General features: G+C 68.4%; 8 protein-coding genes and 2 pseudogenes. 7 read left to right on the top strand and 3 right to left on the bottom strand.

Annotated features, from left to right (window positions below):
- A pseudogene (locus tag ACKVMH_RS09175) lies at window positions 1-654 on the top strand (hypothetical protein); the annotation flags it as partial.
- A gap of 20 nt (window positions 655-674) precedes the next feature.
- On the opposite strand, the gene ACKVMH_RS09170 reads toward ACKVMH_RS09175, so the two are convergent.
- Window positions 675-1280 carry a rhomboid family intramembrane serine protease gene (locus ACKVMH_RS09170; protein WP_215220146.1) on the bottom strand — a complete coding sequence of 202 codons (606 nt, stop codon included), beginning with the start codon at window positions 1278-1280 and terminating at the stop codon, window positions 675-677.
- 176 nt (window positions 1281-1456) lie between these two features.
- Between ACKVMH_RS09170 and ACKVMH_RS09165 the strand changes: the two genes are divergently transcribed.
- The 6 genes from ACKVMH_RS09165 to ACKVMH_RS09140 all read left to right on the top strand — a co-directional run bounded on the left by ACKVMH_RS09165 (window position 1457) and on the right by ACKVMH_RS09140 (window position 10260).
- A complete protein-coding gene (locus tag ACKVMH_RS09165) occupies window positions 1457-3253 on the top strand; it encodes a M14 family zinc carboxypeptidase (RefSeq protein ID WP_412700056.1) in 1797 nt (598 codons plus the stop codon).
- Between the two features lie 180 nt (window positions 3254-3433).
- On the top strand, window positions 3434-4657 hold the full coding sequence (locus ACKVMH_RS09160) for an efflux RND transporter periplasmic adaptor subunit (RefSeq protein WP_412700055.1): 1224 nt from the start codon (window positions 3434-3436) through the stop codon (window positions 4655-4657).
- A gap of 15 nt (window positions 4658-4672) precedes the next feature.
- Window positions 4673-7840 carry an efflux RND transporter permease subunit gene (locus ACKVMH_RS09155; RefSeq protein ID WP_412700054.1) on the top strand — a complete coding sequence of 1056 codons (3168 nt, stop codon included), beginning with the start codon at window positions 4673-4675 and terminating at the stop codon, window positions 7838-7840.
- Window positions 7833-9251: an efflux transporter outer membrane subunit gene (locus tag ACKVMH_RS09150; protein ID WP_412700053.1), complete on the top strand. Its 1419-nt coding sequence runs from the start codon at window positions 7833-7835 to the stop codon at window positions 9249-9251. The genes ACKVMH_RS09155 and ACKVMH_RS09150 overlap by 8 nt, the downstream gene beginning before the upstream one ends.
- Window positions 9248-9856 (top strand): TetR/AcrR family transcriptional regulator, encoded by a 609-nt coding sequence (locus tag ACKVMH_RS09145; protein ID WP_215220141.1) that lies wholly within the window; start codon window positions 9248-9250, stop codon window positions 9854-9856. The genes ACKVMH_RS09150 and ACKVMH_RS09145 overlap by 4 nt, the downstream gene beginning before the upstream one ends.
- A gap of 110 nt (window positions 9857-9966) precedes the next feature.
- A complete protein-coding gene (locus tag ACKVMH_RS09140) occupies window positions 9967-10260 on the top strand; it encodes a hypothetical protein (RefSeq protein ID WP_412700052.1) in 294 nt (97 codons plus the stop codon).
- Between the two features lie 18 nt (window positions 10261-10278).
- Here the strand turns inward: ACKVMH_RS09140 and ACKVMH_RS09135 are convergent, their stop codons facing one another.
- Window positions 10279-11784 carry a 2OG-Fe(II) oxygenase gene (locus ACKVMH_RS09135; RefSeq protein WP_412700051.1) on the bottom strand — a complete coding sequence of 502 codons (1506 nt, stop codon included), beginning with the start codon at window positions 11782-11784 and terminating at the stop codon, window positions 10279-10281.
- 69 nt (window positions 11785-11853) lie between these two features.
- Window positions 11854-12161, bottom strand: a pseudogene (locus tag ACKVMH_RS09130) (ABC transporter ATP-binding protein); the annotation flags it as partial.

Raw genomic sequence — 12161 nt, 5'->3', positions numbered from 1 at the left:
GGGGCCGCGGCCCCGCTCTTGCGGGCGGCGGTCTTCCGGGGAGCGGCGCTCGCGGTTGCCGTCTTCTTCGATGACGTGTTCTTCGTTGCGGCCTTCCTCGCTGCAACCTTCTTCGGCGCGGTTTTTCCCGCTGCAACCTTCTTCGCCGGGGACTTCCTGGTGGAGGTGTTCCTGGGCGCAGTCTTCTTCGTCGCGACGTTTTTGGTCGCGGCCTTCTTTGTTGCCGCGTTCTTTGTTGCGGTCGCCTTCTTCGCGGTCTTCTTCGTGGCTGCCTTCTTCGCCGGGGACTTCCTGGCAGCGACCTTGCGGGCAGGCGCCTTGCTGGTCGTGGTCTTCCTGGTCGCGGTCTTCTTTGCGGCAGTCTTCTTTACCGCCTTCTTTGCATTCGTCTTCTTCGCGGCCGTCTTGCTGGTGGTCGACTTCTTGCTGGCCGCCTTTTTCGCCGCGGTCGTGCTTGCGGTGGTGCCGGCCGTCTTCTTCGACGCCTTCTTCGCGGTCTTCTTCGCGGTCTTCTTGCTGGCCTTGCGGACTGGGGTCGTTGCCATGCGCTCCTCCATCGGACGGGTCGACTGGCGCGGGGTCGCAGGCGTCCGCGCCTCCCACCGCGACGGTGGGTCCTGTCTCACTATCACGCCCCACATGCAGTCGGGGTGAGGGGGTCGCCGCGCCCGCGGTCAGCCGAACGAGGGGTTGACCAGTCGTTCCAGGAACACGCCGCCGATGCGCGGTTCCATCAGCAGCATGAAAAGCACGCCGTAGATGGCACCCGACAAGTGGGCGTTGTGGTTGGTGTTGTCCCCGCCCTGCCGGTCCATCCAGATCGAGTAGCCGACGAAGAACACGCCGTACAGGATTGCCGGCACGGGCAGGAAGAACACGAAGATCAGCGACCACGGCTGGACCAGGATGAAGGCGAATAGCACCGCCGACACCGCGCCCGATGCCCCGAGGCTGCGGTACCGCGCATCGTGGCGGTGGCGCAGGTAGGTGGGCAGAATCGCGATCACGATCGCCGACAGGTAGAACAGCACGAAGCCGACCGGGCCGATCATCGCGCTGATGACCTGCTCGGCGAACCGGCCGAAGAAGAACAGCGTGATCATGTTGAACAGCAGGTGCTGCCAGTCGGCGTGGATGAAGCCATGGGTCAGCAGGCGATCGTACTGGCGCTGCCGGTCGATCGCCGGCGGCCACAGGATCAGCCGGTCCAGCAACCTGGGGTTCTTGAAGGCGAGCCAGGTGACCAGGACGGTCACGCCGATGAGTATCAGGGTCAGCATGCGGTGGATTCCTCGGTCGCGGCGCCTGGCCGTCCGGTGGTTGCTCGCAACTCGCCCCCCGGTTAAGGCCGTTGCATGAAGGCGCCAAGACTACCGGACGCCCGGCGGCGGCGCCGGTGCCCGGGGCACGCAGTGCACGGGCGTTACCATCGACGCATTTCCCACGAGAGTCGCCCATGATCCGCTGCACGCATCCCGCCCCGCTCGCTGCCGCGCTGGCAGCCCTGCTTGCCGTTGCCACGCCCGCCCCGGCCCAGGACGCGCCGCTGACGACCGTGTCCGAGCGCAGCGGCTTCATCGAGACCGGCCGCTACGACGAAGTCCTCGCGTTGTGCGACGCCTTTGCCAGCCGCTATGCCGACGCGGTGCGCTGCGAGACCTTCGGCACCACGCCCGAGGGCCGCCCGATGAAGGTGCTGGTCGCTACCCGCAGCGGTGCGTTCACTCCGGAGGCGGCGCGCGAACAGGGCATCCCGGCCACCCTGATGCAGGGCGGGATCCACGCCGGCGAGATCGACGGCAAGGATGCCGGTTTCCTAGCGCTGCGCGAGCTGCTGGAGGGCACCGCGCCCGACGTGCCCGCCGATGCGTTGCGCCGCCAGGTGTTCCTGTTCGTGCCGGTGTTAAACGTCGACGGGCATGAGCGCTTCGGCGCGTGGAACCGCCCCAACCAGCGCGGTCCGAAGGAGATGGGCTGGCGCACCACTGCGCAGAACTACAACCTCAACCGCGGCTACGTGAAGGCCGACGCGCCGGAAATGCAGGCGATGCTCGCCCTGATCAACCGTTGGGACCCGCTGGCCTACGTGGACCTGCACGTCACCAACGGCGCCAAGTTCGAACATGACATCTCCATCCAGGTCGAACCGGTCAACAGCGGCGACAAGGCCTTGCGAGCGGCGGGCACCACGCTGCGCGACAACACCATCGACTACCTCGCCGGCCACGGCTCGCTGCCGCTGCCGTTCTATCCCTCGTTCGTGCAATACGACAACCCGGCCTCGGGCTTCGAGGACGGCGTGGCGACACCGCGTTTCTCGCACGGCTACATGCAGTTGCGTAACCGCCTCGGCATGCTGGTGGAGACGCACTCGTGGAAGGACTACCCGCACCGGGTGAAGTCGACCCGCGACGCCATCATGGCCGTGCTGGGGCAGGTGGCCGAGCACGGCGACGAGTGGCTCGCCCTCGCCCACGCCGCCGATGCGCGGGCACGCAAGCTGGGTGGAGCGCCCGTAGCGCTGGCCTACCAGGCCACCGACGAATGCCGGCAGATCGACTTCCGCGGCTACGCCTACACACGCACCCCGTCGGAGGTGTCGGGCGCCACCATGACCCGTTACGACGAGACCACCCCCGAGACCTGGACCGTGCCGCTGTGCGACCGGATCGAGCCGTCGCTGGTGGTGGAGGCGCCCGGCGCCGGTTACCTGGTGCCTGCCGCGCACGCATCCTGGGTGGCCGAGCGGCTGGACCGTCATGCCATCGAGTACCGCCGGCTGGAGCAGCCGATGTCTGGCGTGAAGGTCGAGGCGTTTCGCGCCGACTCGCGCGAATTCGCGGCGCAGTCGGTCGAGGGCCACCAGCGGCTGGAGCTGCAAGGTGGTTGGCGCGGCGAGACCGCCGACCTGGCTGCCGGTGCGCTTTTCGTGCCGATCGCGCAGCCGAAGGCGCGGTTGGCGATGGCGATCCTGGAGCCGCAGGCACCCGATTCGCTGGCCGCCTGGGGGGAGTTCAACAATGCATTCGAGCGCAAGGAGTACATGGAGGACTACGTCGCTGAAGAAGTCGCCCGCGAGATGCTGGCCGCCGACCCTGAGCTGAAGGCCGCCTTCGAGAAGCGCCTACGCGAGGACGCGGCGTTTGCCGCGAGCCCGCGCGAGCGCCTGGACTTCTTCTACCGGCGCCATACGTCGTGGGACGCGCGCTTCAACCTGTATCCGGTCCTGCGCACCGAGCGGAAACCGCGCTGAACTTTCCCCGACGCGTCCCCACGACGCGTCGGCCCTCCAGCAGCTGTGAACACAGGCCGCCCTGGGACGCGGGCAGCCCTGTTCATGTCCATTGACAAAAAAAGAATGATCGTTCATTCTTGCAAGCTTCCGGGGCGGCCTGACCGCCCCGTTCCCTTTGGTTTCCTCCACGAGCCCCACATGACCCCGACCCACCGCCTGACCGGTCGCACCCTGCTCCTGCCCCTGGCCCTGACGATCGCCCTCGCGGCGTGCAGTGGCGACCCGGCTCCCGCGCAACCACCGGCCGCACAGGTCACCGTGGTGACGCTGGCCGCTTCCCCGGTCACCCTGACCCGCGAACTTCCGGGCCGCACCGCCCCGTTCCTGGTCGCGGAAGTCAGGCCCCAGGTCAGTGGCATCGTCGAGCGCCAGCTCTTCAAGGAAGGCGGCCTGGTCAACGCCGGGCATCCGCTCTACCAGCTCGAGAACGCCGCCTACCAGGCCGACGCCAGCAGCGCCCAGGCCGCGCTGGCGCGTGCCGAGGCGAGCCTGAAGTCCGCCCAACTCACCGCTGCCCGCTCAGCCGAACTGGTGAAGATCGATGCGGTCAGCCGCCAGGACAACGAGAACGCGGTGGCCGCACTCCGCCAGGCCGAGGCGGACGTCGGCGTCGCCCGCGCAGCGCTGCAGGGACGTCGCGTGACCCTCGACTACGCACGGATCAACGCGCCCATCAGTGGTCGCATCGGCAAGTCCTCGGTCACCCGCGGCGCACTGGTGACCGCCAACCAGGCGACACCGCTGGCGACCATCCAGCAGACCGACCCCATGTACGTCGACCTGACCCAGTCCAGCAGCGAGCTGCTGGCCCTGCGCAGGAACCTGGCCGCGGGCACCGCCCAGCAGGCAGACCTGCCGGTGAAGATCCTGCTGGAAGACGGCAGCGAGTACGCCTATGACGGGCGGCTCGCCTTCTCCGAGGTCACGGTCGACCCGTCGACCGGCAGCTACCTGCTCCGCGTGCAGGTCCCCAATCCCGACCACCTGCTGTTGCCGGGCATGTACGTGCGCGCCGTGGTGGGCGCGGCGGTGCGCCAGGAAGGGCTGCTGGTCCCGCAGAAGGGCATCACCCGCGACGCCAAGGGCAACGCGACCGCAATGGTGGTGGGCGAAGACGGCGCGGTGGAGCCACGCGCGGTCACCGTCAGCCGCACCGTGGGTGACCAGTGGCTGGTCGAAGGCGGCCTGGTCGCGGGCGACCGGGTGATCGTCGAGGGGCTGCAGAAGATCCAGCCGGGCATGCCCGTGCAGGCCACCGAAGCCGGTGCGACGGACGCTTCCAAGGCAGATTCCGACCCGGCCGAAGCACCTGTCGCGCCCGACGCTGCCGATGCAGGCACCGACGCCGACGCGTCGAAGTAATAACGGACCCCCGACATGGCACGCTTCTTCATCGACCGACCGATCTTCGCGTGGGTCATCGCGATCATCATCATGCTCGCCGGCGCACTGGCGATCTTCACCCTGCCGATCTCGATGTACCCGACCATCGCGCCGCCCACGGTCGCGGTCAACGCGGTGTATCCCGGCGCTTCCGCCAAGGCGGTGCAGGACTCGGTGACGCAGATCATCGAGCAGAACATGAAGGGCCTGGACGGCCTGCTGTACTTCTCCTCGACCAGTGAAGGCAACGGTCGCGCCGCGATCACCCTGACCTTCGAGAACGGCACCGACCCCGACACCGCGCAGGTGCAGGTCCAGAACAAACTGCAGTCAGCCATGCCGCTGCTGCCGCAGGAAGTGCAGCGCCAGGGCGTCAACGTCAGCAAGTCGGCCAGCGGCTTCCTGCAGGTCATCGGCTTCGTGTCCGAGGACGGCAGCATGGCCAAGGACGACATCTCCGACTATGTGGGCGCGAACCTGGTGGATCCGCTGAGCCGCGTTCCCGGCGTCGGCAACCTGCAGGTGTTCGGTGCCAAGTACGCGATGCGGATCTGGCTTGACCCCAACAAGCTCGACACCTACCGCCTCACCCCGGGCGACATCACCGCGGCGATCCAGGCCCAGAACGCGCAGGTCGCGGTCGGCGCGCTGGGTGCGGCGCCGTCGATCGAAGGCCAGCAGATCAACGCCTCGATCACCGCGCAGTCGCGGTTGCAGACGCCGGAGCAGTTCCGCGACATCGTCGTGCGGGCCAACCCGGACGGCTCGGTGCTCAAGCTGGGCGACGTCGCCCGGGTGGAGATGGGCGCGGAGAACTACGAGTTCATCACCCGCTACAACGGCCAGCCGGCCACCGGCATCGCAGTCTCGTTGGCGACCGGCGCCAACGCGCTGGACACCGCCGCGGGCGTCAAGGCGACGCTGGATGAAATGTCGCCGTTCTTCCCGCCCGGCCTCAAGGCGGTGCTGCCGTTCGACACCACGCCGTTCGTGCAGGTCTCGATCAAGGGCGTGATCGTGACCCTGCTCGAGGCGATCGTGCTGGTGTTCCTGGTGATGTACCTGTTCCTGCAGAACTTCCGCGCGACCCTGATCCCGACGATCGCGGTGCCGGTGGTGCTGCTGGGCACGTTCGGCGTGCTCGCCGCGCTGGGCTTCTCGATCAACATGCTGACGATGTTCGCGATGGTGCTGGCGATCGGCCTGCTGGTCGACGACGCCATCGTTGTGGTCGAGAACGTCGAACGCATCATGAGCGAGGAAGGCCTGTCGCCACTGGAGGCCACCCGCAAATCGATGGACCAGATCACCGGCGCCCTGGTCGGCATCGGCCTGGTGCTGTCGGCGGTATTCGTGCCGATGGCGTTCATGACCGGCTCGACCGGCGTGATCTACCGACAGTTCTCGGCGACGATCGTCTCGGCGATGGCGCTGTCGGTGCTCGTTGCGATCGTACTGACGCCGGCGCTGTGCGCGACCATGCTCAAGCCGTTGAAGAAGGGCGAGCACCACGACAGTGGCAAGGGCCGGCTGGCGTGGTTCTTCCACTGGTTCAACCAGAAGTTCGACGACGGCAGCAGCAAGTACCGTCGTGGCGTGCGCGGCATGATCAGCCGGCCCAAGCGGTCAATGGCCATCTTCGGCGCGCTGGTGGTGGTGATGGGCGTGATGTTCTTCCGCCTGCCCAGCTCGTTCCTGCCCGACGAGGACCAGGGCGTGTTGTTCGCCCAGGTGCTGGCGCCGGTGGGCGCCACCCAGGAGCGCACGATGGAATCGATCAAGAAGGTCGAGGACTACTTCCTGGAACAGGAACAGGACCTCGTCGAATCGGTGTTCAGCGTGCAGGGCTTCAGCTTCGGCGGCTCCGGCCAGAACAACGGCATGGCGTTCGTCAAGTTGCACGACTGGAGCGAGCGCGAGTCCGAGGAGCAAAGCGTCGGCGCGCTCGCCGGTCGCGCGATGGCCGGGCTGAGCCAGATCAAGGACGCGCTGGCGTTCGCGTTCGCGCCGCCGGCAATGCCGGAACTGGGCACCGCGGCCGGCTTTACCTTCTACCTCACCGACAATGCCGGCCTCGGCCACGAGGCGCTGCTGGGCGCGCGCAACCAGTTCCTCGGCGCCGCGGCGCAGAACCCGATGCTGGCCAACGTGCGCCCGAACGGCCAGGAGGACACGCCGCAGTTCCAGCTCGACATCGACACCGAAAAGGCCAGCTCACTGGGACTGTCGATCGCGGCGATCAACTCGACCCTGACGGCGGCCTGGGGCGGCCAGTACATCGATGACTTCATCGACCGCGGCCGGGTCAAGCGGGTGATGCTGCAGGCCGACGCGCCGTTCCGCATGGTGCCGGAGGACTTCAACCTGTGGTCGGTGCGCAACAATCAGGGCCAGATGGTGCCGTTCACCGCGTTCGCCAGTTCGCACTGGGAGTACGGTCCGGTCCGGCTGGAGCGCTACAACGGCGTGCCGGCGATGCAGATCCAGGGTGAAAGCGCCGGCGGCGTGAGCTCCGGCGACGCGATGCTCGAGGTCGAGCGGATGGTGTCCGAGTTGCCGACCGGCGTCGGCATCGAATGGACCGGCTTGTCCTACCAGGAGCGCCAGGCCGGCGCACAGACGCCGCTGCTGTACACCCTGTCGCTGCTGATCGTGTTCCTCTGCCTGGCCGCGCTGTACGAGAGCTGGACGATCCCGACCGCGGTACTGATGGTGGCGCCCCTGGGCATCCTTGGCGCGGTGCTGGCCAACAGCCTGCGCGGCATGGAACGCGACGTGTACTTCCAGGTCGCGATGCTGACCACGGTCGGTCTTACCAGCAAGAACGCGATCATGATCATCGCCTTCGCCAAGGACTACATGGCCGAGGGCATGGAGCTGGTGCAGGCGACCATGCAGGCCGTGCGCGACCGCTTGCGGCCGATCCTGATGACGTCGCTGGCATTCGGCATGGGCGTGCTGCCACTGGCAATCGCGTCTGGCGCCGGCTCCGGTGCGCAGCGCGCGATCGGCACCGGCGTGCTCGGCGGCATGATCGCCGGTGCCCTGCTCGGCCTGTTCTTCATTCCACTGTTCTTCGTGGTCGTGCAGCGCCTGTTCGGCAAGCGCCAAGCGACCGCACCGGCGCTCGACGCGCCGGCGGGAGGTACGACCCATGACTAAGACACTGATGACCCCGCTCGCACTGGCTGCAATGCTGTTCGTGGCCGGTTGCGCCACCCTGCAGCCGCCCGTGCCCGAGGCGTCCCCGTCGATCCCGGTCGAGTGGCCGCTGCCGTCGACCACCCTGTCGAGCACGCCGACGCCCGACGACGGCGCACCGCTGGTGGCCGACATCGGCTGGCGCGACTTCTTCGCCGACCCGCGGCTGGACCAGCTGGTCGCGCAGGCGCTGGAGAACAACCGCGACCTGCGGGTGGCGATGCTCAACGTCGAGCGGGCCCGCGCCCAGTACCGCATCCGCCGTGCCGATCGGATGCCGTCGCTCGGCGGCGAGGTCAGCATGACCCGGGCCGGCGGCGACAACGTCGACGTCAGCGAAAGCTACTCCGCCAGCGCGGGTATCGCGGGCTTCGAGCTGGACCTGTTCGGCCGTGTCCACAACCTGGGCCAGGCGGCACTTCAGCAGTACTTCGCGACCGAAGAGGCACGGCGGAGCGCGCAGCTTGCGCTGATCGCCCAGGTGGCCAACACGTGGCTCGCACTGGCCGCGGATACCGAGTTGCTGGCGATCGCCCGGGACTCGCTGGCAAGCCACGAGGCCTCGTTCGAGCTGACCGGCCAGCGCCACGCGCTCGGCGCGGTGTCCGGACTCGACCTCAACCAGGCCCGTACCCTGGTGGAAGCGGCCCGCTCGGACGTTGCACGGTTCGAGGGCCAGGTGGCACAGGACCGCAACGCACTCGCGTTGCTGGTAGGCGGCCAGGTCGAGCCGTCGCTGTTGCCGGACGCGTTCGTCCCCGAGGTCAGCGGCATCACCGTCCTGCCCGCCGGGCTGCCGTCGGAGGTGCTGTTGCGCCGGCCCGACGTGCTGGCCGCGGAGCACCAGTTGCGGGCGGCAACGGCCAACATCGGCGCGGCGCGCGCGGCCTTCTTCCCGTCGATCACCCTGACCGGCAGCATCGGCAGCACCAGCGACCAGCTGTCGGGCCTGTTCGACGGCGGTTCGGGCATGTGGAGCTTCATCCCGCGGGTCAACATCCCGATCTTCCAGGGCGGAAGGCTGGCGGCGGCGCTGGGCGTCGCCAAGGCGGACCGCGACATCGCCCTGGCCGAGTACGAGAAGGCCATCCAGTCCGGATTCCGCGAGGTGGCGGACGCGCTGGCCCTGTCGGCCACGCTGACACGGCAGCGCGAGGCGCAGGCAGCCCTGGCCGAGGCGGCCGGCCGCGCCCACGCGCTGTCGCAGGCACGCTACGACGCCGGACTGGACAGCTACCTGGTGTTGCTGGACGCTCAACGCACCCTCTACGCCGCCCGCCAGTCCCTCGTGGCGACGCAGCTGGCCGAACAGGCCAACCGCGTGACGCTCTACAAGGTCCTCGGCGGCGGCTGGTCCGAGACCGGGACATGACCGCCAAAGCCGACTCGAACAAGGCACAGGAGCGCGCCGAACTGCAACGTGGCCGCATCCTCGATGCCGCGCAGAAGTGCTTCATCGAGCACGGCTTCCACGCCGCCAGCATGGCCAGCATCGCCGATACCGCGGGCATGAGCGCGGGGCTGATCTACCGCTACTTCGAGAACAAGAGCGCGATCATCCTCGCCATCGTCGACCGCCAGTTGCAGCTGTTGCGCGAGGACATCCGGCTCAGCCGACGAATCGACCTCGCCGCCGAGATGACCAGCAACTACGGGCGCGCGTGCTCGGCCGATGCCAAGGGGATGAACGCCGCGTTGCTGCTGGAGATCTCTGCCGAAGCCACCCGCGACCCGCAGATCGCGGCGGCGCTGGACCGTTACGACGTCACCCTGCGCGCGGCCCTGGTGGACTGGCTGACCCGCGATCCCGAGGCCGGCGGTCATGGCCTACCCGCTGCCGTCTCGCCGGACCGCGCGCTGTTGCTGCAATGCCTGTTCGAGGGCCTCAAGTTGCGCGAGACCCGCGAGCCCCAGCTGGACCGGCAGCTGCTCGAGCGCGCCCTGCACTACATCGTGCCGCTGCTGGTAAAGGCCTGACGGAACAGGGCTTCAGCCCTAGCCTCGTCCAACACACCGGTGGCCGCGTCCTGTCCACCGACGGTTTCCGCGTTGTGCGCATTACGGGGAGGGAGCTGCCGGAGGTCACCATGCACACGCCAGAACGTCGCAACCCGGAGTCTGTCGATCCAGAGCGGATGCGCGAACGGCTCAATCCCCCGCAACAATCCCTGCTGCGCCTGCTGGAGTACTTCGGGTGGGAACTGCGGTTCGTCCGGGAGCGGCCGTCCCAGCCGCCGGTACCGGTGATCTTCGCCGGTGACGCGTCCTGGGCCGTGATCAGCCCCGACGGCAAACTCGACGAAGGCCCCCACCTGCGCGTGCGCCATCCGGGGTTCGAGCGGCGTGTGACGGGGAATCGTGAACGGCGTGACGACGCCTAGGCAGCCTGCGCGGCCGCCTCACCTCGCCCGGTGCAGTGGATGCTCGCGCAGGGTTGAGCGCCACAGCCATTTCTCTCCGCGCTGCACCTTGCGTCCGCTGTGCAGCGACAAGCCGTCGGGTTCGCCCTCGGGGGTGACGTTGTAGTGCAGCACGCCCATCCCGGGCTGCCCGGCGACGCTGATCCCGGCCTGCTCGTAGACGGTCTCACCACCGGCTTCCGGAACCCGCAGGTAGACCAGGAAGGTCGCGACGCGCTGGCCACCGTAGTCGCGCCCGTCCAAGCGGTCCTGCTCCATCTGTTCGGTCGTGAAGTAGTCGACGTGGGGCTGGTACTCCTCCCCGGGTTCGTAGCGGATCACAGAACACGGCTCCAGCGCATCCGCGGGCCAGCCCGTCATGCGTGCGACACGCTCCTCCATGACCCGGACCACGGAGTCGGTCGCCAGTGCCCCCACCGGTTGCCCGCTCCCGCTGAAGTACTGCACTTCGGCATCGTCGTTGGCACGCCGGCCGCGGCGGTAGTCCGACGCGCGGCGAAGCGACTCGCCCATCTTGTGGACCAGGTGATCACATTCCTCTCGGGTCGCGAACGCATCGCTGGTGGCGACGCGTGGACCCTTGCCCAGCCATTGCCAGTCGCCGGGCGCCGCTTTGAGGGAAGCGCCACCACCGGCGACGCACGACAAACGCCCACCCGCATCGACTTGGAGGGCCGGATGTCCGACCGACGCGAAATGGGCCTCCAGCTCACGTACCGCGAGCGGACGTTCTTCCGGGCGGATACGCCCAGGCGCGAGGCGCTCGAGCGGCGCTGCGTCCATGTTCTGCTTCAGCCGGGAGTGCCAGTCCGTGGCCTGGGGCGCGGCCGCCAGGGGGGCGAGCGTCTCAGCGGCCTCGCGGGCGCCGGCGAACTTTCCGTCCGCCGCGCGATCAAGTAGGGCCCGCGCGAACGACAGGTCCCTCGCTACGCCGGCTCCCAGTGCGAAACGCAGGCCCAGCGAGTAGTAGGCCTGCGGGTATCCCAGCGCGCACGCACGTGCGAACGCCGTGGCGGCCAGGTTCTGGCTGGACCCGGCCGCGAGCTCCTGGGTATGCAGGTACCCGACCTCCCAGGCCGCGCGTGCGAAGCCGATATCGGCCAGTTGCTGCTGCAGTTCCAGTGCGCGTGCCGGTGACCGTTCCACCCCCAGGCCCGCGAGGTGGAGATCAGCGAGCCGGTCCACAGCGGCGGGCATGCCGGCCGAGGCAGCCCGTCCCAGCCAGTAGAGCGCGTGTACGCGTGCATCCGGCCGCACCGGCACCTGAGCGAAGTAGGCGCCCAGGAACCACTGTGCCTGTACGCCGCGCGCGCCCTCTGCGGCCTGTTTCAACCACTCCAGCCCCTGCTCGTGTTCGTCGGAGCCGTACGGGTGGCTGCTCAACAGGCGATTGCCGAGCTCGATCCGGGCGCCGTCGTCACCTCCCCGCGCGGCGTGCTCCAGCTGGGCGAGCGCGGGCGGATGGGTAGCGTCGGACTGCATCATCACGTGGATCCGTTCATTGACTGGGCAGGCCAAAGCATCGCACGCGCGCTACACCCAGTCAGTGCAGCCCTAACCCTCCAGTTCCGACCACCGTGCGTACGCCTTGTCCAGCTCGCCCTGGAGTTGCGCGAGTTCGCGGTTGTGCGTGGTGATCGCGGCGCTGTCGCGCTGGAAGAAGCCGGGGTCGTTCATCTCGGCGGTCATGGCCGCCAGGCGCGTCTCCAGCGACTCGATCGTCGCCGGCAGCTGTTCGAGTTCGCGCTGTTCCTTGAAACTGCGCTTGCGGGTCGGCGTCGCTGCCGGTGGAGGCGCCGGCGACGCGCCGGTCGCGCCCGGGTCGGCAGCCAGTCGGGTGGGCCGCCCGCTGTCGGGCGTTG

It is taken from the genome of Lysobacter zhanggongensis (genome assembly GCF_046638635.1).
GTDB classification, from domain to species: Bacteria; Pseudomonadota; Gammaproteobacteria; order Xanthomonadales; family Xanthomonadaceae; genus Novilysobacter; species Novilysobacter luteus.
This window is presented reverse-complemented; position numbering and strand designations above follow the sequence as displayed.

What these genes read in the sequence shown, in the direction of transcription:
- ACKVMH_RS09170 (WP_215220146.1), bottom strand. Translation starts at nt 1,280, where the DNA reads ATGCTGACCCTGATACTCATCGGCGTGACCGTCCTGGTCACCTGGCTC.
- ACKVMH_RS09165 (WP_412700056.1), top strand. Translation starts at nt 1,457, where the DNA reads ATGATCCGCTGCACGCATCCCGCCCCGCTCGCTGCCGCGCTGGCAGCC.
- ACKVMH_RS09160 (WP_412700055.1), top strand. Translation starts at nt 3,434, where the DNA reads ATGACCCCGACCCACCGCCTGACCGGTCGCACCCTGCTCCTGCCCCTG.
- ACKVMH_RS09155 (WP_412700054.1), top strand. Translation starts at nt 4,673, where the DNA reads ATGGCACGCTTCTTCATCGACCGACCGATCTTCGCGTGGGTCATCGCG.
- ACKVMH_RS09150 (WP_412700053.1), top strand. Translation starts at nt 7,833, where the DNA reads ATGACTAAGACACTGATGACCCCGCTCGCACTGGCTGCAATGCTGTTC.
- ACKVMH_RS09145 (WP_215220141.1), top strand. Translation starts at nt 9,248, where the DNA reads ATGACCGCCAAAGCCGACTCGAACAAGGCACAGGAGCGCGCCGAACTG.
- ACKVMH_RS09140 (WP_412700052.1), top strand. Translation starts at nt 9,967, where the DNA reads ATGCACACGCCAGAACGTCGCAACCCGGAGTCTGTCGATCCAGAGCGG.
- ACKVMH_RS09135 (WP_412700051.1), bottom strand. Translation starts at nt 11,784, where the DNA reads ATGATGCAGTCCGACGCTACCCATCCGCCCGCGCTCGCCCAGCTGGAG.